Genomic DNA, 25,825 nt, shown 5'->3' on the forward strand with positions numbered 1-25,825 from the left:
ACCGCGTTCTACATCTATAGGCTCAATCGACAGGTACTCCCATGGGCATCACCCAATTCAAGAACACCGCAACACTGGAACTGGAGGAGTCGAACCCCGTCGCCGTGCCGTTGGGAGCGCCGGTGGCGGTGGCTTCGACCACCAGCGTCGAACGCGACGACGGCGTCGAAACCGGCGTCTGGGAGTGCACGCCCGGCCGCTGGCGTCGGCAGATCGTTGCCCAGGAATTCTGTCACTTCATCCAGGGCCGCTGCACCTTCACCCCGGACGACGGTGAAATCCTCTACATCGAAGCCGGCGACGCACTGATGTTGCCGGCCAACAGCCTCGGCATCTGGGATATCCAGGAAACCGTGCGCAAGACCTACGTTTTGATTTTTGATTTTTGATCCTTTGATTGCCTGCCAAAAACAACCCATACAGGAATCGACTCATGATCCGAAAGACACTGACCCTGGCACCCCTTGCGCTTGTCGCGTCCCTCAGCCATGCCGCCGAGACCGTCAAGATCTATAACTGGTCGGACTACATCGCGCCGGATACCACCAAAAACTTCCAGAAAGAAACCGGCATCGCCTTCAGCTACGACGTCTACGACAGCAACGAAACCCTGGACGGCAAGCTGATGACCGGAAAATCCGGGTACGACGTGGTATTCCCGTCCAACCACTTTATGGCACGGCAGATTCAGGGCGGGGCGCTGAAGAAGCTCGACAAGAACCAGCTGCCGAACTGGAAGAACCTCAACCCGGTATTGCTCACGGCATTGCAGACCAACGACCCGGGTAACGAACACGGTTTCCCATACCTGTGGGGCAGCACCGGTATCGGCTACAACATCGCCAAGGTCAAGGCCGTGCTGGGCGACAACGCGCCAGTGGACTCCTGGGACCTGATCTTCAAGCCCGAGAACATGGCCAAGCTGCAAAAGTGCGGCGTCGCCATCCTCGACAACGGCCCCGAACTGCTGCCGGCCGCGCTGAATTACCTCGGGCTGCCGCACCACAGCAAGAACCCGGAAGACTACAAAAAAGCTGAAGCGCTGCTGATGAAAGTCCGGCCCTACGTCAGCTATTTCCACTCATCCAAATACACCAGCGACCTGGCCAACGGTGACATCTGTGTAGCGGTCGGTTTCTCCGGCGACATCCTGCAAGCCGAGAACCGTGCCAAAGAAGCCAAGAACGGTATCGACATCGGCTACGCCATTCCCAAGGAAGGCGCCGCGATCTGGTTCGACATGGTCGCCATGCCCGCCGACGCCCCGGACGAAAAGGCCGGCTACGCGTTCATGAACTACCTGCTGCGCCCGGACGTCATGGCCAGCATCAGTAACTATGTTCACTACGCCAACGGCAACCAGCAGGCCGACAGCCTGATTGACCCGGCCATCAAGAATGACACCAAGGTTTATCCGAGCCCGGAAATGATGGGCAAGCTGTTCGCCCTGGAGGCGATGCCGCTGAATATCGACCGGATTCGGACGAGGGTGTGGAACAAGATTCGGACGGAGAGTTGAGGGCATAACCCAATCGCGGCATTGACCGTCTGGACCTGTAAATTCTGACAGTAGATGGCTGGCAAAATCCTTTGTAGCGTTTCCGGCACAGACATGACGTCTGCAAAGGAGAATCGCAATGAACAAATCAGCTTTGCAAGCTTACGTTGAAGGAGAGATTAACCTCGCTGCCAAGCGAATCATCGATAAAGGCGCCCAGTCCGATGAAATCGCCTATGGCAGGTTGAAGGTCAACCTGAGCTTGCGTCGTATCTTGGTCGAAGCCCCGACACCTGAGGATCTCGGCCTATGGGGGGGCATCAATGACATCCTCCAGCAACTGGGGATTCTGGACAGTCGAGAAACGGTCTTGTCCGTTGTTGATGAGGTTTAGAAAGCAGTGATGGCGGTGGGTAAATGCGATGGTGAACACGCAACGTGTTCACCATCGACTCCTGTTCATCTGGAAGTCATCGCGGCTGGCTACCCCTCATCGGGCGTTTTATTTGGCTGGTGGCATTGCACTGGCACTCATATTAAAAGTCACGGAAAAGTGAGACGCTTTCGACAAAAAACAACTTACCTCTATTTAATATTTAAATACGCAATTGTCAGACAATTAGTCCGAAACCCTCAACTAAAAACTATATTTCGACAGCGCAGGCATTGTTTCCGGGTACTTGCCGGGGCTGAACAATTTGACGTCAAAAAAAATGTAGACGTTCGATTTCGAATTGTGTCAGTTTTCTTTCGCCTTCATTGGGCGAGTGATAGGACGATCTCGCCAGAGATTGTCGCTATCTGACAAAAACTGTTCCATTGCTAAACAAGGAAGTGTGTTTATGTCGAAAGTTAAAAACAACGCTATTGATCTTGCCGAACAGGCCTTTTCGCCATTGCAAGCATTGGCTGCGCCCAGTTCTGCGTACAACCAGATCGACAGCTTCAGCCATCAGTATGACCGGGGTGGCAATCTCACGGTCAATGGCAAACCTTCCTACTCCGTCGACGAGGCAGCGACGCAATTGCTGCGTGACGGCGCTGCCTATCAGGACAAGGACGGCAGCGGCAAAATCGAACTGACCTACACGTTCCTGACCTCGGCGTCGTCGAGCACCATGAACAAGCACGGGATTTCCGGTTTCAGTCAGTTCAGCGCCCAGCAGAAAGCCCAGGCCGTGCTCGCCATGCAATCCTGGGCCGATGTGGCCAAAGTCACTTTCACCGAGAAAGCCACAGGCGGCGACGGTCACATGACCTTCGGCAATTACAGCAGCGGCCAGGACGGCGCAGCGGCATTCGCCTACCTGCCTGGCACCGGCGCCGGTTATGACGGTACTTCCTGGTACCTGACCAACAGCAGCTACACGCCCAACAAGACGCCGGACCTGAACAACTACGGTCGTCAAACTCTGACCCACGAAATCGGTCACTCCCTAGGCCTGGCCCACCCCGGCGACTACAACGCCGGTGAAGGCGCGCCGACTTACAACGACGCGACCTACGCGGAAGACACCCGCGGCTACAGCCTCATGAGCTACTGGAGTGAAAGCAATACCGATCAGAACTTCAGCAAGGCCGGCGTCGAAGCCTATGCGTCCGGTCCGTTGCTGGACGATATTGCCGCCATCCAGAAGCTCTACGGTGCCAACACCACCACCCGCACCGGTGACACCACCTACGGTTTCAACTCCAATGCCGGTCGCGATTTCCTGAGCGCGTCTTCGTCGTCGGACAAGGTCGTGTTCTCGGTGTGGGATGCGGGCGGCAAAGACACGCTGGACTTCTCCGGTTTTACCCAGAACCAGAAGATCAACCTCAATGAGGCCTCGTTCTCCGATGTTGGCGGCATGGTTGGCAACGTTTCCATTGCCAAGGGTGCAACCATCGAGAACGCGATTGGCGGTTCGGGTAACGACCTGCTGATTGGTAATGGCGTGTCCAACGAGCTGAAGGGCGGTGCCGGCAACGACATCCTCTTCGGCGCGGGCGGTGCGGACAAGCTGTGGGGCGGTACCGGCTCGGACACTTTTGTGTTCGCAGCGAGCAGCGATTCCAAGCCGGGTGCGACTGATCAGATCCTCGACTTTGTCAGTGGCCTGGACAAGATCGACCTGACCGCCATCACCAAAGGCGCGGGCCTGCACTTCGTGAATTCGTTCACCGGTGCGGCAGGCGATGCCGTGTTGACCTCTTCGGGCGGTAACAGCCAGTTGGCGGTGGACTTCTCCGGGCATGGCGTGGCTGATTTCCTGGTCAGCACCGTTGGCCAGGCGGCGTTCTCGGACATCGCCGCGTGATGTAGCGCGATAAGGAGGGTGGCGCCGATGCGCCGCCCTCTGTGCCAAAGACCGCAGCCGGAGTACAACAACCTATGGCTCATAAAGCCTTTACCAACCTTACAACCGCGTGGCTCCTGGCGACGTTGATGATTTTTTTTGGAGAGACAGCCATGTCAAGCAGCCTGAAATTAGCGGATCCGTCGGAACTGGCCGGCAAATGGCAGGCAACTCTCAGCGCCAAAGATGACTCGCCAGAGTCCCGGGCGTTGCAAGACAAACCGTCCAACGTGTGCGTCATCGACTTTCAGCAAACCCAGACATTGGGTGAGGGCGCCAGCTGCCTTAGCGCCTGGCTGGATGGCAAAACCGCTACCGGTTGGTTCCCGGAACCGGACGGCATTGCGATCACCGGCAACGAAGGCTCGAAGATTCTATTTCTCAGCCGTCAACGTGATGGTGCTTATAAAGCCACATTGAAATCCGCGCTGGTCATAACACTTGTGCGTCAGACGCAGTAATTAAAAGGCAACGGCGAAAGAGCGACGGTCATTATCGTTATAAGCACCAAACCAGAATAAAAGTTGTTATTGGTTTGTAAGCGCTGATGCGCCAAACCTATATCTGCCTCTGCGCGGACAGTTAATGGAAACTTCGTCAGGCATGACGAGGAATAACACCTCAGGAAGAAACCATGAAGATGGCAATGAGCCCGGCCACCGCACCGTTATTCAAGGCACTGGGCGACTATAAGAGCATCCTGATCAGCGTCGGTTGTTTTACCGCGTTAATTAATGTGCTGATGCTGGTCCCGTCGATTTATATGCTCCAGGTCTACGACCGCGTGCTGTCTTCGCAAAACGAAACCACCCTGGCCATGTTGTCGCTGATGGTGGTCGGATTTTTCGCCTTCATCGGGTTGCTCGAGATCGTGCGCAGCTTCATCGTCATCCGCATCGGCAGCCAGCTGGAGCGCCGTTTCAACCTGCGGGTGTATCAGGCCGCGTTCGAGCGCAACCTGCTCAAGGGCGAGGGCAACGCCGGTCAGTCCCTTGGCGATCTGACCCACATTCGCCAATTCGTCACCGGTCCTGCGCTGTTTGCCTTCTTCGACGCGCCGTGGTTTCCGGTCTACCTCTTCGTGATCTACCTGTTCAACGTCTGGCTCGGTGTGTTCGCGACCGTGGGCGCGCTGGTGCTCATCGGCCTCGCGTGCCTGAACGAGGCAATGACCAAAAAGCCCTTGGGCGAAGCCGCCGGGTTTTCCCAGAAGTCCAGCCAACTGGCCACCAGTCATCTGCACAATGCCGAAACCATCCAGGCAATGGGCATGCTCGGCGTGTTGCGCAAGCGTTGGTTCCAGGTGCATTCGCGTTTTCTCGGCCTGCAAAATCAGGCCAGCGACACCGGCGCCATCATCAGCTCCCTGAGCAAAACCTTGCGGCTGTGCCTGCAATCCCTGGTCCTGGGCCTCGGCGCGTTACTGGTGATCAAGGGCGATATGACCGCCGGAATGATGATCGCCGGCTCCATTCTGATGGGCCGCGTCCTGAGCCCCATCGATCAGCTGATCGCGGTGTGGAAACAGTGGAGCGGCGCCAAGCTCGCTTATCGTCGTCTTGATTCGCTGCTGCAAGCCTTTCCACCGAGTGATGAAGCCATGGCGCTGCCGGCGCCGAAGGGGCAGATCACCTTCGAACAAGTCAGCGCCGGCCCTCCGGGGCAACGCGCGGCGACCCTGCACATGGTCAATTTCAGCCTGAGTGCCGGCGAAGTGTTGGGCGTACTCGGCGCCTCCGGCTCCGGCAAGTCGACCCTGGCCCGGGTGCTGGTTGGCGTCTGGCCAACCCTTGGCGGCACGGTGCGGCTTGATGGCGCGGACATCCATCGCTGGAACCGCGACGATCTGGGTCCCTACATCGGTTACTTGCCCCAGGACATCGAATTGTTCAGCGGCAGCATCGCGGAAAACATCGCCCGGTTTCGCGAAGCGGATCCGCAAAAAGTCGTCGAAGCGGCGCAACAGGCGGGCGTCCATGAACTGATCCTGCGCATGCCGCAGGGCTACGACACGGTGCTGGGCGAGGACGGCAGTGGCTTGTCTGGCGGCCAGAAGCAACGGGTGGCGTTGGCCCGCGCGCTGTACGGCAAGCCAAGCCTGGTGGTGCTCGATGAACCCAATTCCAACCTCGACACCGTGGGCGAAGCGGCGCTGGCCGGCGCCATCGCGCAAATGAAGGCTCAGGGCACGAGCGTGATTCTGGTGACCCATCGTTCCTCGGCGCTGGCTCAGGCTGACAAGTTGCTGGTGCTCAACGACGGTCGTTTACAGGCCTTTGGCCCCAGCCAGGAAGTGCTCAAGGCACTCTCCGGCGCCCAGGAACAGCAACGTGAAAAACCGGCGCAAGCACCGGGCGGGCTCAACATGAGTCGCCAGTATCAGCCTACGACAAGGAATTCGGGTGTATGACCAGCGCTCGCATGAACACTGAAAACGAAGCGACGATGGAACACGATTACATCGCCGAACGCCCTGAGCGTGATGCTCGTTTCTTCTCCCGCATGGGCTGGATTCTGGCGATCGTCGGTGCTGGCAGTTTCTTCACCTGGGCCAGCCTCGCGCCGCTCGACCAAGGAATCCCGGTGCAAGGCACAGTCGTGGTCTCGGGCAAGCGCAAGGCCGTGCAATCGATGAGCAACGGCGTGGTCAGCCGTATCCTGGTGAGCGAAGGCCAGGTGGTAAAGCAGGGCCAACCGCTGTTCCAGCTCGACCAGACCCAGGTCGCGGCCGATGTGCAATCGCTGCAAGCGCAATACCGCATGGCCTGGGCCAGCCTGGCGCGTTGGCAGAGCGAGCGGGACAACCTCAAGCAGGTGAATTTCCCCGCGGAACTGAGCAACGATCCCGACCCACGCCTGGCGCTGGTCCTCGAAGGCCAGCGGCAATTGTTCAGCAGCCGCCGCGAAGCGTTTTCCCGCGAGCAGGCGGGTCTGCGCGCCAACATCGAAGGCGCCAGCGCGCAATTGGCCGGCATGCGCCGAGCGCGTACCGACCTTTCGGCTCAGGCCAGCTCCTTGCAGCAACAACTGAGTAACCTTCAGCCCCTGGCAGACAACGGCTACATTCCGCGCAATCGCTTGATGGAGTTCCAGCGGCAGCTGTCGCAGGTGCAGCAGCAATTGGCGGAAAACAGCGGCGAAAGCGGCCGGGTCGAGCAGGGCATCCTCGAGTCGCGCCTGAAGCTGCAACAGCACATCGAGGAATACCAGAAAGAAGTCCGCACGCAACTGGCCGACGCGCAACTCAAAAGCGTGACCCTGGAAGAGCAACTGACTTCCGCCGGGTTTGATCTGCAACACAGCGAGATCATCGCCACCGCCGACGGCATCGCGGTCAACCTTGGGGTTCACACCGAAGGTGCGGTGGTCCGCCAGGGCGACACCTTGCTGGAGATCGTGCCGCAAGGCACCCGCCTGGAAGTGGAAGGGCACTTGCCGATCAACCTGATCGACAAGGTCGGCACCCACTTGCCGGTGGACATTCTGTTCACCGCGTTCAACCAGAGCCGTACACCGCGCGTACCCGGCGAAGTCAGCCTGATTTCCGCCGACCAGATGGTCGACGAGAAAACCGGCGCGCCGTATTACGTGCTGCGCAGCAGCGTCAGCGACCAGGCCATGGAAAAACTCAACGGGCTGGTGATCAAGCCCGGCATGCCGGCGGAAATGTTCGTGCGCACCGGTGAACGTTCACTCCTCAACTATTTGTTCAAACCGCTGCTCGACCGGGCAGGCTCCGCGTTGACCGAGGAATAAGGATGTTCGGCTGTATGAATAAGCTTTCAATGCTCGCAGCCACCCTGGCGTTGCTGACGTGCAACGGTGCGATGGCCGCCATGGGGCCTTTCGATATCTACGAGCAAGCGTTGCGCAATGACCCGGTATTCCTTGGCGCCATGAAGGAACGCGATGCCGGCCTTGAAAACCGCATCATAGGCCGGGCCGGGTTGTTGCCCAGGCTCGGTTACACCTACAACAAGGGGCGCAACACCTCCAAGGTCACCCAAATCAATGAAGGTCGGCCGGACTTCACCGAGGACCGCAACTACGGCAGCTACGGCTCGAACCTGACCCTTCAACAGCCGTTGCTCGACTACGAAGCCTACGCGGGGTATCGCAAAGGTGTGGCGCAGTCGCTGTTTGCCGACGAAGCGTTCCGCGGCAAGAGCCAGGAATTGCTGGTTCGTGTGCTGGAAAACTACACCAATGCGCTGTTCGCCCAGGATCAGATCGACATCGCGCTGGCGAAGAAGAAGGCCTTCGAACAGCAGTTCCAGCAGAACGAGCAGATGTTCCGCCAGGGCGAGGGCACGCGCACCGATATTCTTGAGGCCGAGTCTCGCTACGAACTGGCGACCGCCGAGGAAATCGAGGCACGCAACGAGCAGGACGCGTCCTTGCGCGAACTGGGCGCGCTGATTGGCGTGCCGGCCGTCGACATCACCGATCTGGCGCCGCTGGACCAGAACTTCCAGACCTTCAGCCTGCTGCCGGCCAACTACGACACCTGGCACGAGATGGCCGTGGCCAACAACCCGAACCTGGCCTCCCAGCGTCAGGCGGTGGAAGTCGCGCGGTATGAAGTCGAACGCAACCGCGCCGGACACCTGCCGAAAGTCAGTGCCTACGCTTCGGTGCGCCAGAACGAATCGGAAAGCGGCAATACCTACAACCAGCGTTACGACACCAACACCATCGGCATTGAAGTCAGCGTGCCGTTGTACGCCGGCGGCGGGGTGTCGGCGTCGACCCGTCAGGCCAGCCGCACCATGGAACAGGCCGAGTACGAACTCGATGGCAAGACCCGGGAAACCCTGATCGAGCTGCGTCGGCAATTCAGTGCCTGCCTGTCGGGGGTGAACAAGTTGCGCGCTTATCAGAAAGCCCTGAAATCGGCGGAATTGCTGGTGGTTTCGACCAAGCAAAGCATCCTGGGCGGTGAGCGGGTGAACCTGGATGCGTTGAATGCCGAACAACAACTATTTACCACCCGCCGGGATTTGGCTCAGGCAAGGTACGACTACCTGATGGCCTGGACCAAGTTGCATTACTACGCCGGGACCTTGAATGAGCAGGATCTGGCCAAGGTGGACGAGGCATTCGGTCAAGGCCCGAGATCTCAATGATTTGAGCTGTTGCATTGCAGCCCCTAGTGGGCAACCAGAATTCTAAAAACGCCAAAAAAGCGAGAAGTTGACATGGACGTACAGATCAAGCCGATGTCGGTCGGCACGTTATTGCTCTGGATTTCAGTAGCGCCAGGCTCGGCCCAGGCGCTTTATCAGGAAAACGGCACCCTGGGCGATGCGGCCAGTTGGCGCTCGGTAGAATTTCAGCGGGACTGGGGACTGGCCCGCATGCAGGCCGACCAGGCCTACGCCGCTGGCATCACCGGCAAGGGTGTGAAAATCGGCGAACTCGATTCAGGCTTCGATGCAGCCCATCCCGAATTCGCCACCGACCGTTACCACGCGGTGCTGGCCAGCGGCAGCTACGTCGACGGTTCACTGTTCAATGTCGACGGCACCCTCAACGCCAACAACGACTCCCACGGCACCCATGTCGCCGGCACCATTGGCGCCTCCCGCGATGGCACCGGCATGCACGGTGTGGCGTACAACGCGCAGGTCTACGTCGGCAATACCAACAAGAACGACAGTTTTCTGTTCGGCCCCAATCCGGATCCGCGCTACTTCAAAGCGGTCTATAACGCCTTGGCCGACGCCGGTGTGCGGGCGATCAATAACAGTTGGGGCAGCCAGCCACCGGACGTCAGCTATCGCACCCTCGACGATCTGCACGCCGCCTACGCCCAGCACTGGAACAAAGGCACCTGGCTCGATGCGGCGGCTGACGTTTCCCGTCGCGGTGTGATCAATGTGTTCAGCGCCGGCAACAGCGGTTACCCCAATGCCAGCGTGCGTTCGGCCTTGCCGTACTTCCAGCCGGACCTGGAAGGCCACTGGCTGGCGGTGTCGGGGCTGGATCAAAGTAACCAGCAAAAGTACAACCAGTGCGGAATCGCCAAGTATTGGTGCATCACCACCCCCGGCGCGAAGATCGACAGCACCATCCCCGACGCCGGTTATGCGATCAAGTCCGGCACGTCCATGTCCGCGCCGCATGCCACCGGCGCGCTGGCGCTGGTGATGGAACGCTATCCGTACATGACCAACCAGCAGGCGCTGGAAACCCTGTTGACCACCGCCACCCAACTCGACGGTTCCGTCACCCAGGCGCCCAATACCCGCGTCGGCTGGGGCGTGGCCAACCTCGAACGGGCGATGCGCGGGCCGGGGCAATTGCTCGGGCGCTTCGACGCCAATCTGGGGGCAGGGCAGAGCGATGTCTGGAGCAACGACATCTCGGACAACGCGCTGATCCAGCGCCAGAGTGAAGACGCGGCCGAACGCAGTGCCTGGCAACAGACGTTGAGGACCAAGGGCTGGGAGAATGGCATACCGGCCGGTGCCAGTCAGCAGGATCAGACGGATTACGCCGTCGGCATGGCCCGCGATCTTGCCGCCACCACTCGGGTCTACGAAGGCAGCCTGATCAAGTCAGGAGCCGGACGCTTGATGCTGACTGGTGACAATAGCTATCGCGGGCCAACCACGGTCAATGGCGGCCTGCTGTCGGTCAACGGTTCGTTGGCATCCAGTGTGACCGTCAATGACGGGGGCACGCTGGGCGGTTCAGGACGAGTCGGGGATCTGACGGCCAATCGCGGCGCTACCGTCGCGCCGGGCAACTCCATTGGCACCTTGCAGGTCGCCGGCGACGTCACGTTTGCACCCGGCTCGACTTACGCGGTGGAGCTGTCTCCGACCGACAGCGACCGGATCGTTGCGAGCGGCACGGCCACGGTCAGCGGTGCGACGGTCAGCCTGTCACTGGAAAACAGCCCGACCTTGCTCAGCACTCAACAAGTGCAAAGCCTGCTCGGTCAGCAATACAACATCCTGCAAGCGGCCGGCGGCATTCAAGGTCAGTTCGGTGCGGTGTTGCCCAACTATCTGTTCATCGGCGGCAGCCTCGATTACGCCGCCACCGGTATTCAACTGAGCGTGGAGCGAAACGACACGACGTTCGCCAGCGTCGGTCAGACGCCGAACCAACGCGCCGTCGCTTCCGCCTTGGAAGGGCTTGGGGCGGGGAATGCGGTGTACGAAAGCCTGTTGCTGTCGCCCACCGCGACGTCTGCACAGCAGGCGTTCCAGCAGTTGTCGGGGGAAATCTACCCGGCGTTGGGTTCGGTGTTGATCAACGACAGTCGATACCTGCGCGATGCAATCGGTGAGCGACTGGTTGACGCTAAAGGCGCGCAAAGCAATGGCTGGATCAAGGCGCTTGGGGCCTGGGGCAAGACCGATGACCGCCATGACACCGCCGGTTACACCACCTCGATCGGCGGCTTGCTTGCCGGTGTCGATGGCGCGATTGACGAGCAAACCCGGATCGGCCTGGTCACGGGTTACAGCGACAGTTCGGTGAGCATGGGCTCGGGCACGCATTCATCGGCCAAGGTCGACAGCTATCACTTGGGTGCTTACGCCGGCCGCGAACTGGGCGCCTGGCGCCTGAGTGCCGGCGGTACCTACAGCTGGCATCGCGCCGACGTCAAACGTGACCTGCAATACGGCGACGTCAGCGCGAAGCAGAAAGCCAAGGTCGATGCCGGCACCACTCAAGTGTTCGGTGAAGCGGCGTATCGCCTGAATCTGCAACCGCTCGCGCTCGAACCCTTCGCCAACCTGGCCTACGTGCACCTCGACACCGAGGGTTTCACCGAGAAAGGTGATGGCGCTGCACTGAAAAGCACTGGCGACACGCGGGATGCGGTGCTCAGCACCCTGGGCGTGCGCGCATTGAAAACGGTGAACCTGTCCGGCCAGCAGCAACTAGACCTGAGCGGCAGTCTAGGCTGGCAGCACAACCTGAGTAATACCGATGCTGAAGAACATCTGGCATTTGCCAGCGGCAGCACGGCGTTCTCGGTGGAAGGGGCGCCAATGGTGCGTGACGCGGCACTGGTAGGCGCGCATGCCAGCCTGGCCCTGAGCCGGGATATTCGCGTGAACCTCGATTACACCGGCCAACTGGCCAGCCGCGAGAAGAGCCATGGCGTAGGGCTGAGCCTCAATTGGCAGTTTTAAAAACACGAACAAAAAACGTGGCAAACATTAAATGTGGCGAGGGAGCTTGCTCCCGCTGGGTGGCGAAGCCGCCCCAAAACAGGCAGCGGTGATTTGGCAGACAAAACGCATCAGCCGGGCTCGCGACTGCTGCGCAGCCGAACGGGACGATGCGGCGTTCCGACAAGCCCCCTCGCTACAGGGATTTTGGCAAGACAACTAAGGATGGTCGCTGTATGAAAGTTAAGAACAACAACTTATTCGCCTTGAAAGCACTCAACCGAGCCCTGCTTTGTGCGCTGGCTTCAGTAGGCACCGCACAAGCGGTGCCCTACGTGGAAAGCGGCAAAGCAGGCGATCCCAACAGTTGGCGCAGCGCGGAGTTCAACGCTGACTGGGGCCTGGGCGCCATCAATGCCCAGGATGCCTACGCCGCCGGTTACAGCGGCAAAGGCGTGAAACTGGGGATCTTCGATCAACCGGTTTACGCCCAGCATCCGGAGTTTTCCGGTGCCAACAAGGTCGTCACGCTGGTCACCCGCGGCATCCGCGAATACACCGACCCATACATCCCGGTCAAAGCCGGCGATGCGTTTGTGTATGACGGTTCACCCTCGGTCGGCTACGACGGCAAGCTCGGCTCCCACGGCACTCACGTCGGCGGGATCGCCGCGGGCAGCCGTGACGGCAATCCAATGCACGGCGTGGCGTACAACGCGCAAATCATCAGTGCCGACAACGGCGACCCGGGCCCCGAAGACGGGATCATCCTCGGCAACGACGGCGCGGTGTACAAGGCCGGTTGGGATGCATTGATCGCCAGCGGGGCGCGGATCATCAACAACAGTTGGGGCATCGGCATCACCGATCGCTTCGACCTGGGCGGCCGCGACCCGGCGTATCCGCACTTCACCGTGCAGGACGCGCAACTGCAATTCAATCAGATCCAACCCATCCTCGGCACGCGCCAGGGCGGTGCCTATGACGGTGCGATCGCGGCCGCTCGCAGCGGCATCGTGACGATCTTCGCCGCCGGCAACGACTACAACCTCAACAACCCGGATGCCATTGCCGGCCTCGGTTATTTCGTCCCCGAAATCGCACCGAACTGGATGACCGTCGCGGCCTTGCAGAAGAACCCGGACCTCAACAGCCCGGACCTCTACAACATCAGCATCTTCTCGTCGCGTTGCGGCTACACCGCGAGTTTCTGCGTGTCGGCACCGGGCAGCAAGATCTTCAGCGCAGTCATCGGCGGCACCAATGCCGATAACATGACCATCGGCTACGCCAACAAAAACGGCACCTCCATGGCGGCGCCGCACGTTGCGGGCGCGGTGGCGGTGCTGATGGAACGCTTCCCGTACATGACTGGCGCCCAGGTTGCCAGCGTGCTGCGCACCACGGCCACCGACATGGGCGCACCGGGTGTCGACGCGCTGTATGGCTGGGGCATGATCAACCTGCGCAAAGGCATCGATGGCCCGGCGATGTTGGTCACCGAGCAAGACATACCCGAGGAGTTCCGCATCCAGGGCGCCTACGGCTCCAGCCAGTTTGTCGCGGACTTGCCCGGCATCGGCGCGATTATCGATGCGGGCAAACCGACCGAGCGCGTCTGTAATGACGTGCAGTGTGGCCGGGACGTCTGGCGCAACGACATTTCCGGCCACGGCGGCCTGACCAAGCAGGGCATCGGCACGCTGGTGCTGACCGGCGCCAACACTTACGCCGGCCCGACGCTGGTCAATCAGGGGCGATTGGCGATCAACGGTTCGCTGCTCTCGGCGGTCACCGTCAACGACAGCGGGATCCTCGGCGGTAACGGCCGCATCGGCGCATTGACCGCGAAAAGCGGCGGCACCGTGGCCCCCGGCAATTCCATCGGCACCTTGCAGGTCGCGGGTGACGTGACGTTCGAGCCGGGCTCGACCTACGCCGTGGAATTGTCGCCGACCAGCAGCGACCAGATCATCGCGGGCGGTAAAGCAGTGATCGAAGGCGCGACTGTCAGCCTGTCCCTGGAAAACAGCCCGACCTTGCTGACCACCAGCGACGTGCAATCGCTGCTTGGCAATCAATACAACATCCTGCAAGCAGCTGGCGGCATCGAAGGGCGGTTTGGCGCAGTCCTGCCGAACTACCTGTTCATCGGCGGCGCGCTCGACTACTCGGCAACTGGCATCCAACTGGCGGTAGAGCGCAACGCCGCGTCCTTCGCCAGCGTCGGCCAGACCCCGAACCAACGTGCCGTCGCTGCCGCTGCCGAGCAACTGGGCGCGGGCAATCCGCTCTATGAAACCCTGTTGCTGTCGCCAACCGCTGCCGTCGCGCAACAAGCCTTCCAGCAACTGTCCGGTGAGATTCATCCGGCGATCGGCACGTTGCTGATCAACGACAGCCGTTACCTGCGCGATGCCGTCGGCGAACGCCTGCGTGAGCGTGATCTGTTCGATGCCGCGGCACCCACCGATGACCGCAGCAATGCCTGGGTCAAAGTCCTCGGCGCCTGGGGCAAGAGCGACGGCGGGCATGACAACGCCAGTTCCACCAGCTCCATCGGCGGCTTGCTGGCCGGTGTCGACGGTCTGATCACTGAAGATACGCGGCTCGGTTTCGTCACCGGGTATAGCGACAGCTCGTTGAGCATGGGCGATGGCACGCATTCGTCGGCCTCGGTCGACAGCTACCACTTGGGCGCCTACCTGGGCCATGAAATCGATGCACTGCGCTTGAGTGTCGGCGGCGCTTATAGCTGGCATCGCATCGATGTGAAACGTGACCTGCAATTCGGTGACGTCAGCGGCAAACAGAAATCCAAACGCGATGCGACCACCGCCCAGCTGTTTACCGAAGCCGCGTATCGCCTGGACCTGCAACCGCTGGCCCTGGAACCGTTTGCCAACCTGGCTTACGTGCACCTCAACCGCGACAGCTTCACCGAGAAAGGCGATGCCGCCGCGCTCAAGGGGGGCGAAGACAACCGCGACGCCGTGCTCTCGACCCTCGGTGTGCGGGCGAGCAAAGCCATTGCCCTGTCGGACAAACAGCAACTGGAACTGTCCGGCACCCTGGGCTGGCAGCACAACCTGAGCAACACCCGTTCCGAAGACCACCTGGCCTTCGCCAACGGCAACACCGGGTTCAGCGTGCAGAGCGTGTCTCTGGATCGTAACGCCGCCGTCATTGGTGCGCGCGCCGGTCTGGCGGTGGCCAAGGATGTGCGTGTAAGCCTGGATTACAACGGACTGCTGGGCTCCAACGAGAAAGACCACGGTGTAGGTCTGACACTCGACTGGCAGTTCTGATTTAACGCAAAGGAAGCAAACAACATGGGACTGTTTGATTACAAAAATGCTGACGGCAAGGCGCTGTACAGCGACGCCATCGCCCTGACGCTGTATGCGTACACGCCAACCGGTCAGCCACTGCCGGCCACCGCGTGGGCGCCGATTGGCGCCAAGCAACTGGGTTATCAAGGCAAGGTCGGTGCTCAGGGCACTTTCTATGGTGAGAAGGACGGCTTCACCAGCGCCGAAGCCGAAGTGCTCGGCAAGTACGACACGGCGGGCAAGCTGATCGGTATCGGCATTGCCTTCCGGGGCACCGGAGGCCTGGGGTACAGCGACACCTTCGGCGACATGAAGAACAACCTGCTGGCCGCCGTCGGCCCGGTGGATTACGCGACGAATTACGCGAAAAACGCCTTTGACAACTTGCTCAAGGACGTTGCCGCGTTTTCCATCGCCCATGGCCTTAGCGCCAGGGATGTCATGGTCAGCGGCCATAGCCTCGGCGGGTTGGGGGTCAACAGCCTCGCCGAATTGAGCGGCAACAACTGGGGCGGCTTCTACAAGGACGCCAATTACATCGCGTTCGCCTCACCGACCCAGAGCGCTACCGGCAACAACGTGTTGAACATCGGCTACGAGAACGACCCGGTGTTCCGGGTGCTCGACGGCACCACGTTCAGCAGTGGGTCCTTGGGCAAGCACGACGGTCATCAGGATTCGGCGACCAACAACATCGTCAACTTCAACGACCAGTACGCGTCCACCGCGCAGAACCTGGTGCCGTTCAGCATCCTCAATCCGCTGAACTGGTCAGCGCATGGCTCGTTGGGCTATGCCGACGGTTTGAACCGGGTGATCGACTCTCGGTTCTACGACCTCACCGACAAGGACTCAACGCTGATCGTCTCGAACCTGGCGGAGTCGTCCCGGGGCACCACCTGGGTCGAGGACCTCGGACGCAGCGGCGAACCCCACACCGGCAGCACCTTCATCATTGGCACCGACAGCGACGATCTGCTCAAGGGCGGTGCCGGCAATGACTTCATCGAAGGCCGCGACGGTAACGATCGCTTGCGCGACGACGGCGGCTACAACCTTCTGCTGGGCGGCAAGGGCAGCAACACCTTCGAATTGCAGAAGCCGTTGCAGAACTTCAGTTTTGCCAACGACGGCGACGGCACCCTGTACGTGCGCGACGCCTATGGTGGCATCAGCATGACCCGCGACATCGGTTCGCTGGTGAGCAAGGAGTCGGGTTCATGGTGGGGCAGCAAGGAGGTGACTTACAGCGTCACTGCCAATGGCTTGCTCAACGGCAGTGAATTGACCCACTACAACCACTCGCTCAACGGTGACGCCTATGGCAACACACTGGCGGCCAGCGTCGACGGCGATTGGTTGTTCGGTCATGCCGGCGACGACCTGCTGCGCAGCGACAAAAGCCAGGTGACCTTCGTCGGTGGCGCGGGCAACGACCTGATGCAGGCCTCGGGAGGCCACAACACTTTCCTGTTCAGCGGCGCCTTCGGTTTCGACGCGATCAATGGCTATCAGGGCAACGACAAGCTGGTGTTCCTCGGCGTTCAGGGCGCGGGGCAGGGTTATGACTACAAGCAACACGCTTCGCAGTCGGGCCATGACACGGTGCTGAAAGTGGGCGATTTTGCCGTCACCCTGGTGGGAGTAGGACTGGACAGCCTGTCGGCGTCAGGCATCACGTTTGCGTAAAGGCTGCATGCACTAAATGCTCTGGGGCGCCTCGTGAATGAGGCGTCCTGGTTGTGAGCTATCTCTGACAATTCCAACAAAAGAGAGGCAATACCAATGGGTGTGTATGACTACAAAAACTTCGGCACAGCCGATTCCAAAGCGTTATTCACCGACGCGATGGCGATCACGCTGTATTCCTATCACAACCTCGACAATGGCTTTGCCACCGGCTACCAGCACAACGGCTTCGGCCTGGGCTTGCCGGCGACTTTGGTTACCGCGCTGCTGGGCGGCACCGATTCTCAAGGCGTGATCCCCGGCATTCCCTGGAACCCCGATTCGGAAAAAGCCGCCCTGGAGGCCGTGCAAAAAGCCGGCTGGACGCCCATCACGGCCTCGCAACTGGGTTATGACGGCAAGGTCGACGCTCGCGGAACGTTCTTCGGCGAGAAGGCCGGGTACACCAGCGCGCAGGTCGAAATCCTCGGCAAGTACGATGCTCAAGGCCATCTCAGCGAAATCGGCATCGCCTTTCGCGGCACCAGCGGCCCGCGGGAAATCTTGATCGGCGATTCCATCGGCGACGTGATCAACGATCTGCTGGCGGCGCTAGGTCCCAAGGATTATGCGAAAAACTATGTGGGCGAAGCCTTCGGCAATCTGCTCGGCGACGTCATGGCGTTTGCCCAGGCCAATGGCCTGTCGGGAAAAAACGTGCTGGTCAGCGGCCACAGCCTCGGCGGGCTGGCGGTCAACAGCCTGGCGGACTTGAGCGCGGAGAAGTGGTCCGGGTTCTACCAGGATTCCAACTACATCGCCTACGCGTCCCCGACCCAGAGCAGCACCGACAAAGTGCTCAATGTCGGCTATGAAAACGACCCGGTGTTTCGGGCCCTCGACGGTTCATCCTTCAACCTGTCGTCGGTGGGTGTGCACGATGCCGCCAAGGCCTCGGTGACCGATAACATCGTCAGCTTCAACGATCACTACGCCTCGACCGCATGGAATGTGCTGCCGTTCTCCATCCTCAACATCCCGACCTGGATCTCGCACTTGCCGACCGCCTATGGCGACGGCATGAACCGGGTGATCGAATCGAAGTTCTACGACCTCACCAGCAAGGACTCGACGATCGTCGTCGCCAATCTCTCGGACCCGGCACGCGCCAATACCTGGGTTCAGGACCTCAATCGCAACGCCGAGACCCACAAGGGCAGTACCTTCATCATCGGCAGCGACGGCAACGACCTGATTCAGGGTGGCAAGGGTAACGACTACCTGGAGGGGCGTGACGGTAACGACACCTTCCGTGACGGCGGCGGCTACAACATCCTGCTGGGAGGCAATGGCAACAACGTGCTGGACTTGCAGCAGTCGGTGAAGAATGTCGGTTTTGCCAATGACGACGCCGGCACCCTCTATGTTCGTGATGCCAATGGCGGTATCAGCATCACCCGGGACATCGGCAGTATTGTCACCAAGGAACCGGGGTTCTTGTGGGGGCTGTTCAAGGATGATGTGACGCACAGCGTGACGGCCAATGGACTTGCCGTCGGCAACAACCTGACGTCATACGCGTCATCGGTGAAGGGCGGCACGGGGGCCGATACGCTCAAGGCGCATACGACGGGCGATTGGTTGTTCGGTCTGGACGGCAACGATCATTTGATCGGCGGCCAGGGCAACGATGTGTTTGTGGGCGGGGCGGGGAATGACCTGATGGAATCGGGGGGCGGGATTGATACGTTCCTGTTCAGCGGTGCGTTTGGTCAGGACCGGGTGGTGGGGTATCAGGCAAACGACAAGCTGGTATTCCTCGGGGTTCAGGGGGTCGCGCCGAATGATGACTATCGGGCTCATGCCACGACGGTGGGGCAGGATACGGTGCTGACGTTTGGCGGGGATTCGGTGACGTTGGTGGGGGTTGGGCTGGACAGTTTGTCTGGCGCCGGGATCGTCATCGCCTGAGGGTGATGTGGCGCCGGTAAGGGCCTCTTCGCGGTCAAGCCTCGCTCCTACAAGGAATCGCACAACCCTGTAGGAGCGAGGCTTGACCGCGAAGAACAATAACGCGGTAAACCTGCCTGAGCACGTGACCCGACAGTCACCTGCGGACTCCAATACCTTGCAACAACAGGATTGAGTACTGGATCAGGAGATTACGCAACGTGAGTAACAGCAAGAAGCACCTCATCGGTCTGGCGCTGGCCCTGTTATCAGGAAGTGCCGCTGCGGAGTTGCCTCATAGCTCGATTTTGAGCCGCTATGGCATGACGCCAGATCAACTGCCCACACCGGCACCGTCGGAACCCGCCGCCCCGCTGGTAGAAAAAAGCCGTTTCCAGCTCCAGCCGGAAGAGCCTTTTGTGACATTTCGCTCGGGGGAAAAGCAGCCGGAGATGACAGGCAACATCAGCATCGACCACGCGATGCAGCAGGATTACGAGCGCTGCCAGAAGATTCATGAAGAACTGAGGAGGCGGGGAGGGAAGTTCATCTCCTGCGATAACAGTACGCCGTGGATGCCGTAGATTTTCGGCCTCTTCGCGGGCCAGCCTCACATCGCACAACCCTGTAGGAGCGAGGCTTGCCCACGAAGAACGATAATGCGGTTCTCAGTCTTCCTCGCGGACCGTGGCCACATCTTTGGCATTGACCTTCACCTTCGCGCCGGAAATATCCTCAAACTCGTAAAACCCGTCCTTGGTCTTGGTTTTCGGCATGTCTTCGGTCAAATACTGGGTGCCGTTCTGCAGCGTCACCACCGTTGGCGTGGAGCAACCGGCCAGTGCCAGGAAGGCTGCCGCTGCCAAAGGCAAACCCAGAGTCTTGATATTCATACCCACCTCTCAAATGCGTGAAAAAAGCCGCTATGCCGGTTGGTGCCGTGGAACGGCAGAAAGTTCGATGGCCCCCTGAAAATAGCCAAATAGCGCCGCCGCTTATCCTTTTCCGTTTGCACCGAACGCGCTGTAACTGGTATCTGTACGCATAACCAGTACTCGCTCGCCATGGCCCTTTTTTCCTGTGACTGAAAATCCTCTCGACGACCCGTTCTATTACTTGAACAACTTCATGCAAGTGCTTGATTGGCTTGAGCATCGTTATGCCGACGTGCTGAGCGTCGAGGAGCAAGCCTTCATCCGCGATTTTCGTCGGCAACCCCGCGAGTCCCGGGCGCTGCTGGTCAGGATGGTGATGCGCAAGGGCCTGCATTTCAGGGCCGGCAAATTGAGTTACGTCGAGATTGGCGACATTGCCAGTGCTGCCGAGCCATTGCTGGCGGCAGGCTGGATCTCTGCGCAATCGCCGCTACAGATCGAGGAACTGTTCGACGTTCTGCTCAAGGCCGAGATTCTTCACTGCTTCGGTGCCGCCATCGATCAACCCAAAGGCAAGAAGACCGAATGGCTGGCGACCCTGAGCGAGCAGTTCTGCGAGTCGCAGAGCTTCGCGCAATGGTGCCCGCAACTGAACGACCGGCTGTTCACGCTGACCATCATGGACCTGTGCGACCGCTTGCGGCTGATGTTCTTCGGCAACCTTTATCAGGACTGGTCAGAGTTCGTGCTGGCCGATCTCGGCATCTTTACCTACGAGAAAGTCGAATTCTGCGCCGAATCCCGGGGCTTGCGCAGCCGTGAAGACGTGGACGCCTGCCTGTTTCTGCACCACTGCCAGCAACGTTTCGAGGCCGGTGAAGAGGTGGCGGACATTGTCGAGCAGATCAACGAGGTGCAACTCGACAACCCTTGGCTGCAACGACGCCGGGGCAAGTTGCTGTTCCAGATTGGTCAGCATTGTGAACGCATGACGGATTTCTCCACGGCGCTGTCGATTTATCGCGATTGCGCCTACCCCGGCGCTCGGGTGCGTCTTATCCGTGTGCTCGAACGCTGTGGTGAATATCAGTTGGCCCTGCATCTGGCCACGCACGCGGAGCAATCGCCGGAAAGCGCCACCGAGCATCAGCATGTGCTGCGTGTGTTGCCCAGGTTGCGGCGCAAACTGGGCGGCCCGGCAATGAAGCGGCCATCGCCCCGGGAAATGCTGCGCCTGGACCTGCACTTGCCCAGGACCGATCCGGCGCTGTCGGTCGAATTTCATGTTCAGGCGCACCTGGCGGAGGATTCGGCGCCGGTGCATTACGTCGAGAACAGTCTGATCAACTCGCTGTTCGGCCTGTTGTGCTGGCCGGCGATCTTTGCGCCGTTGCCGGGGGCGTTTTTCCACCCGTTCCAGCGCGGGCCGGTGGACCTGCTCAACGAAGACTTCCATGCACGTCGGGCGGAGGTGTTTCAGGCCTGTCTCGCCGAACTCGATGACGGGCGTTATAGCCAGACCATCCGTGAGCGTTACGTCGCCAAGTGGGGCGTGCAGTCACCCTTTGTATTCTGGGGCGCGCTGAGCGAAGAACTGCTGGATCAGGCGCTTGACTGCCTGCCCGCCGAACACCTCAAGCACTGGTTCAATCGCCTGTTGCTGGACATCAAGGCCAACCGGGCCGGGATGCCCGACCTGATCCAGTTCTGGCCGCAGCACAAGACCTACCGCATGATCGAAGTCAAAGGCCCCGGCGATCGCCTGCAAGACAACCAATTGCGCTGGCTGGAGTTCTGTCACGAACACCAGATGCCAATCGCCGTCTGCTACGTGCAATGGGCGGAGCAGAGCGCTTGAGTTACAGCATTGCGGTGCGGGCGCTGTGTGAATTCACCGCCAAGGTCGGCGACCTCGATCTGCGTTTCACGCCGTCGCCAACTGCGCTGGAAGGCATCGTCGGGCACCGCACTGTCGCCTCGCGCCGAAGCGAGGGTTATCAAAGCGAAGTCGCCCTCGAAGGCCTGTATAAAACCTTGAAGGTCAAGGGCAGGGCGGACGGCTACGACCCGGCGCAAAACTGCCTGGAAGAAGTCAAAACCTATCGCGGCGACCTGAGCAAGCAACCGGCCAACCACCGGCAATTGCACTGGGCACAAGCGAAGGTCTACGGATGGCTGATGTGCCAGAAGCTGGAACTGGCGCAGATCAATCTGGCGCTGGTGTACTTCGACATTGTCAGCGAAAAGGAAACCTGCCTGGTCGAGGCCTTCAGCGCCGGAGAGCTGCAGTCGTTCTTCGAGCATCATTGCGGGCTGTTCCTGCTGTGGGCCGAGCAGGAGATGGCCCATCGCGAAGCACGCAATCACGCGGCGCAGCAATTGGCGTTTCCCCATGCTGACTTTCGTCCGGGGCAACGGCACCTGGCGGAATCGGTGTTCAAGGCGGTCAGCACCGGTCGTTGCCTGATGGCTCAGGCGCCAACCGGCATCGGCAAGACCGTGGGCACGCTGTTTCCGATGCTCAAGGCCCTGGCGCCGCAGCAGTTGGACAAAGTGTTCTTTCTGACGGCGAAAACGCCGGGGCGCAAACTGGCGCTGGATGCCGCGCAAGTCATCCTGGAGAGCGCCGATGCGCCGCCGCTGCGGGTGCTGGAGATGATCGCCCGGGACAAGGCCTGCGAACACCCGGACAAAGCCTGTCACGGTGAATCCTGCCCGTTGGCCCAGGGCTTTTACGACCGTTTGCCGGCCGCCCGCCAGGCCGCCAGCGAACTCAGCCTGCTGAATCAGGACGCCTTGCGCCGAGTGGCATTGGCGCATGAGGTCTGTCCGTATTACCTGAGCCAGGAAATGGCCCGCTGGGCCGATGTGGTGGTCGCCGACTACAACTACTATTTCGATTTCAGTGCGTTGCTGTTCGGCTTGTCTCAGGCCAATAACTGGAAAGTCGCGGTGTTGGTGGATGAGGCGCACAACCTGGTGGAACGCGGCCGGCAGATGTACAGCGCCACGCTCGATCAGTCGACCCTCAGCGGGGTACGAAAAACCGCACCGGACGCCCTGAAAAAACCGTTGCAGCGGGTCAATCGTGAGTGGAATGCCCTGCATAATCTGCAATTGGCGCCGTATCAGGCCTACGACAAGGCACCGGAAAAACTTCTCCAGGCGCTGTCGTCATGCAGCGCGAGCATCGGCGATTATCTCAACGATCATCCCCAAGACCTGGACAGCGCCCTACAGAGTTTTTACTTCGACATGCTGCAGTTTTGCCGGGTGGCCGAACTCTTCGATGAACAGTTCCTGTTCGACATCAGCAAGCGCGACCTCGAACGTAAACAAAACCTGTCGCAACTGTGCCTGCGCAACGTGGTGCCGGCCGGTTTCATCCGCCCACGCCTGACGGCTGCGCGCAGCACCGTGCTGTTTTCGGCGACGCTGAGCCCTCGGCATTATTACGCGGACCTGCTGGGTACGCCGCCGGATACAGTGTGGATTGATGTCGAATCGCCGTTCCATGCAGACCAGTTGAAAGTGCACATCGTCAGTCAGATATCGACCCGATTCGTCCATCGCCAGGCGTCCCTCGAACCGATTGTCGAACTCATCGCCCGCCAATTCAGCCAACGCCCCGGCAACTACCTGGCATTTTTCAGCAGCTTCGATTATTTGCAGCAAGTGGCGCAGTTACTGGCCGAGCGACATCCGCAGATCACTTTGTGGTCGCAGTCCAGGGGCATGGCGGAAGGGCAACGCCAGGCCTTTCTCGACCAGTTCACCGTGCACAGCCAGGGCGTCGGATTTGCAGTGCTCGGCGGAGCGTTCGGTGAAGGCATCGACCTGCCGGGCGCGCGCCTGATCGGTGCATTCATTGCCACCCTGGGGCTGGCGCAACTCAATCCGGTCAACGAACAGATGAAGCATCGAATGGCGGCGATTTTCGGCGCCGGTTATGACTACACCTACTTGTATCCCGGCGTACAGAAAGTCGTGCAGGCGGCAGGAAGGGTGATCCGCACTCAGCAGGATCAAGGGGTGGTGATGTTGATCGATGACCGGTTCGGCGACAGCAAGGTCAAACACTTGCTGCCGCGTTGGTGGTCGGTCGAACAGGCGCATTTGGCTTCAGGTGCGTAGGATTATTTACCTTTTAAAACAGGTACATATCTTGAAAGACAGACGTATTTGAACAAGCGGTGAAACAGCGCTTTATTCAAAGGGCAGCCAATCAATTTCAGCCGGCTCTTTGATAAGGAAATCAAGGCATGTCCTCCGCACCTAACTACACCTACACCACTGAACAAGTCAGCGCCGCGTTCAATGCCATCAAAACCACGCTGTTCCGCGGTATCACGGCCGAGGAAACGCCGAAAATCCTGGTGGTTGCCGGGCTTCAAGGCTCGGGTAAAACCTTCCTGCTGGAAAACACACTCCTGCCGACCAGGCGCTACGACAAGTATGTTCGTCTCTACCTGCCCGAATACCGGCAGAAACATCCTCAATACGCAGAGATGATCAAGCTTGGCGTGCTGCATGCCTATGAACATACCGAAGCTTTCGTACGAGAGCTTTGCGCCAAAATCTTCACCGAAGCCTTCACACTCAAATACAACATCATCATGGAGTGTGCGTTCGACAGCATCGATTTCGCGGCATTTCCACCACTCGCGACGGCGGCCGGCTATCAGTTCGAAACGCATATCGTTGGCTGCACGCTGGAGTTCGCTCACGTTTCGTGCATCAAAAGAGCCTTTAAAAGCCTGGAAAACCGCGAACTGGAAAGGTTTGTCACGCGATCGACACTGGAGAGCTCCATGAGGAATGAGCAAGCGGTGATCCTGGCCTTCGAAACCGCCTCGAAGGCGGTCGATCGTTCACAAATCACGGTGTATGAACGCGGGTTCGGGGCGCTGAAGGAACGCGTCTCGCGTGCTCATATCACCTACACCACAACCGCTTGCGTGACGCCCTCTACGACGCCAACGGCATACAGCGCCTATGAAAGCATCATCAATAATCATGTCCACACCCTGAGTGAGCGTGACGAGATAGTTAAAGAATGCCACCTGGCGTTACTCAACACCCAGACTTACGCCCAGGTTGTTCCTGACTTCGTTTACAACGACCTGTACGCCTACATCGTCAAATACGTGAACCGGTAAGCAGGCGAACCCACTCGGCGGCAAAGCGATGACAGTCTCCCGGCCAGCGCGCGGTCAACAACAGGCCATCACGGACGACGAACCCGCGTTGTGGCTGGTCCGCCGAATCACGCACCGCGAGGACGGGCCCGCGCAGGAAATCCGTCGGGCTGGACAGGGCGGCCGTGACTTCCGCTTCGACGGTTTGGGTATAGGTCCGGTAGTAGCGCCCTAGCCAGGCGGCGGTGATTGCCCAGGCAGGCAGCTCCATGGTATTGGCGACCAGGGCGGTGACCTTGCGCCCCTGCAACACCGAACGCCCGGTATCGGGGTCGAGGGTTCGGGCAAGCAACAGTACGCCGTGGCAGACCGCTGCCACGGGTTTGTCTGTCTTGAAAAAGTGCAGGGCAATCCGTCGCGCCTGCTCGGACTCCAGCAGGCTGCGCATGCCCTTGGCATGCCCGCCGGGAATCAGCAGTCCTTGGAACTCGCTGGGGTCCACATCGTCATAGTTCAGCGGTCGGCGAAAGGAGGGGTCTTCGATCATCCGGGCGTAGCTGGCCAGGTCGGCCTTGCGCGTCATCAGCAGCGGGTTCAACGGGCCGAAACCGATGTCCACCAAACGTGAATCGGCGTAGGCGGGCAATCCCTCGGGCGACGCAAAGCGCACCTCGATGCCGGCCTGACGCATGGCCTGCCATGGAACGCTGCTCTCTGTGGGATCGTAGTCGGAAGTGGGCAACAGAATCAGGATCATCGGGGCGCCTTGGAACCGCCAGGAATGGCGTTTGGCATCGAGAATAGGCGGAGTGAACGCTATGCTCCAGTGCACAACCGTTTTCTGGCTTACCAAACCCACGGTTTGACGCATACTTCGCAAAACAACAGTC

General features: G+C 59.9%; 18 protein-coding genes. 16 read left to right on the plus strand and 2 right to left on the minus strand.

Features of this window, described 5'->3' with window-relative positions:
- The first annotated feature begins 41 nt into the window (after positions 1-41).
- The 13 genes from FBY01_RS12345 to FBY01_RS12405 all read left to right on the plus strand — a co-directional run bounded on the left by FBY01_RS12345 (position 42) and on the right by FBY01_RS12405 (position 19,506).
- On the plus strand, positions 42-389 hold the full coding sequence (locus tag FBY01_RS12345) for a cupin domain-containing protein (RefSeq protein WP_145307611.1): 348 nt from the start codon (positions 42-44) through the stop codon (positions 387-389).
- Between the two features lie 44 nt (positions 390-433).
- Complete coding sequence (locus tag FBY01_RS12350; protein WP_145307608.1) at positions 434-1,519, plus strand: polyamine ABC transporter substrate-binding protein; 1,086 nt, start codon at positions 434-436, stop codon at positions 1,517-1,519.
- A 118-nt stretch (positions 1,520-1,637) separates the two neighbouring features.
- Positions 1,638-1,892, plus strand: coding sequence for a hypothetical protein (locus FBY01_RS12355; RefSeq protein WP_077747855.1), 255 nt, complete (start codon positions 1,638-1,640; stop codon positions 1,890-1,892).
- Between the two features lie 448 nt (positions 1,893-2,340).
- Positions 2,341-3,798, plus strand: a complete 1,458-nt coding sequence (locus FBY01_RS12360) for a serralysin family metalloprotease (protein WP_077747856.1) — start codon at positions 2,341-2,343, stop codon at positions 3,796-3,798.
- A gap of 74 nt (positions 3,799-3,872) precedes the next feature.
- Complete coding sequence (locus FBY01_RS12365; RefSeq protein ID WP_077747857.1) at positions 3,873-4,298, plus strand: AprI/Inh family metalloprotease inhibitor; 426 nt, start codon at positions 3,873-3,875, stop codon at positions 4,296-4,298.
- A gap of 173 nt (positions 4,299-4,471) precedes the next feature.
- The gene (locus FBY01_RS12370) at positions 4,472-6,247 is read left to right on the plus strand and encodes a type I secretion system permease/ATPase (protein WP_145307606.1); all 1,776 of its coding nucleotides are present in this window, start codon (positions 4,472-4,474) and stop codon (positions 6,245-6,247) included.
- A complete protein-coding gene (locus FBY01_RS12375; RefSeq protein ID WP_145307604.1) occupies positions 6,244-7,593 on the plus strand; it encodes an HlyD family type I secretion periplasmic adaptor subunit in 1,350 nt (449 codons plus the stop codon). Before FBY01_RS12370 ends, FBY01_RS12375 begins: the two co-directional genes overlap by 4 nt.
- A gap of 2 nt (positions 7,594-7,595) precedes the next feature.
- Positions 7,596-8,963, plus strand: a complete 1,368-nt coding sequence (locus FBY01_RS12380) for a TolC family outer membrane protein (RefSeq protein ID WP_145307601.1) — start codon at positions 7,596-7,598, stop codon at positions 8,961-8,963.
- Between the two features lie 72 nt (positions 8,964-9,035).
- Positions 9,036-11,993, plus strand: coding sequence for an autotransporter serine protease (locus FBY01_RS12385; RefSeq protein ID WP_145307599.1), 2,958 nt, complete (start codon positions 9,036-9,038; stop codon positions 11,991-11,993).
- Between the two features lie 215 nt (positions 11,994-12,208).
- The gene (locus FBY01_RS12390; protein WP_145307597.1) at positions 12,209-15,280 is read left to right on the plus strand and encodes an autotransporter serine protease; all 3,072 of its coding nucleotides are present in this window, start codon (positions 12,209-12,211) and stop codon (positions 15,278-15,280) included.
- A 24-nt stretch (positions 15,281-15,304) separates the two neighbouring features.
- Positions 15,305-16,993, plus strand: a complete 1,689-nt coding sequence (locus FBY01_RS12395) for a triacylglycerol lipase (protein WP_010460388.1) — start codon at positions 15,305-15,307, stop codon at positions 16,991-16,993.
- A 96-nt stretch (positions 16,994-17,089) separates the two neighbouring features.
- Positions 17,090-18,943 (plus strand): polyurethanase, encoded by a 1,854-nt coding sequence (locus FBY01_RS12400; protein WP_145307595.1) that lies wholly within the window; start codon positions 17,090-17,092, stop codon positions 18,941-18,943.
- Positions 18,944-19,143: 200 nt separating this feature from the next.
- The gene (locus tag FBY01_RS12405; RefSeq protein ID WP_145307593.1) at positions 19,144-19,506 is read left to right on the plus strand and encodes a hypothetical protein; all 363 of its coding nucleotides are present in this window, start codon (positions 19,144-19,146) and stop codon (positions 19,504-19,506) included.
- Between the two features lie 84 nt (positions 19,507-19,590).
- Here the strand turns inward: FBY01_RS12405 and FBY01_RS12410 are convergent, their stop codons facing one another.
- Positions 19,591-19,815 carry a YgdI/YgdR family lipoprotein gene (locus tag FBY01_RS12410; protein WP_010460381.1) on the minus strand — a complete coding sequence of 75 codons (225 nt, stop codon included), beginning with the start codon at positions 19,813-19,815 and terminating at the stop codon, positions 19,591-19,593.
- 187 nt (positions 19,816-20,002) lie between these two features.
- Here FBY01_RS12410 and FBY01_RS12415 point away from each other — a divergent pair, with 187 nt between their 5' ends.
- The 3 genes from FBY01_RS12415 (at position 20,003) to FBY01_RS12425 (ending at position 24,956) form a co-directional block, all read left to right on the plus strand.
- Positions 20,003-21,655, plus strand: a complete 1,653-nt coding sequence (locus FBY01_RS12415) for a VRR-NUC domain-containing protein (RefSeq protein WP_145307591.1) — start codon at positions 20,003-20,005, stop codon at positions 21,653-21,655.
- Positions 21,652-23,931 carry an ATP-dependent DNA helicase gene (locus FBY01_RS12420; protein WP_145307589.1) on the plus strand — a complete coding sequence of 760 codons (2,280 nt, stop codon included), beginning with the start codon at positions 21,652-21,654 and terminating at the stop codon, positions 23,929-23,931. The genes FBY01_RS12415 and FBY01_RS12420 overlap by 4 nt, the downstream gene beginning before the upstream one ends.
- 128 nt (positions 23,932-24,059) lie before the next feature.
- Positions 24,060-24,956 carry a zeta toxin family protein gene (locus FBY01_RS12425; RefSeq protein WP_145307587.1) on the plus strand — a complete coding sequence of 299 codons (897 nt, stop codon included), beginning with the start codon at positions 24,060-24,062 and terminating at the stop codon, positions 24,954-24,956.
- Here the strand turns inward: FBY01_RS12425 and FBY01_RS12430 are convergent.
- Positions 24,937-25,692, minus strand: a complete 756-nt coding sequence (locus FBY01_RS12430) for a DJ-1/PfpI family protein (protein ID WP_145307585.1) — start codon at positions 25,690-25,692, stop codon at positions 24,937-24,939. The two genes, FBY01_RS12425 and FBY01_RS12430, sit on opposite strands and share 20 nt — an antisense overlap.
- Positions 25,693-25,825: the final 133 nt, after the last annotated feature.

This window comes from Pseudomonas sp. SJZ077 (genome assembly GCF_007993905.1).
Taxonomy (GTDB): Bacteria; Pseudomonadota; Gammaproteobacteria; order Pseudomonadales; family Pseudomonadaceae; genus Aquipseudomonas; species Aquipseudomonas mandelii.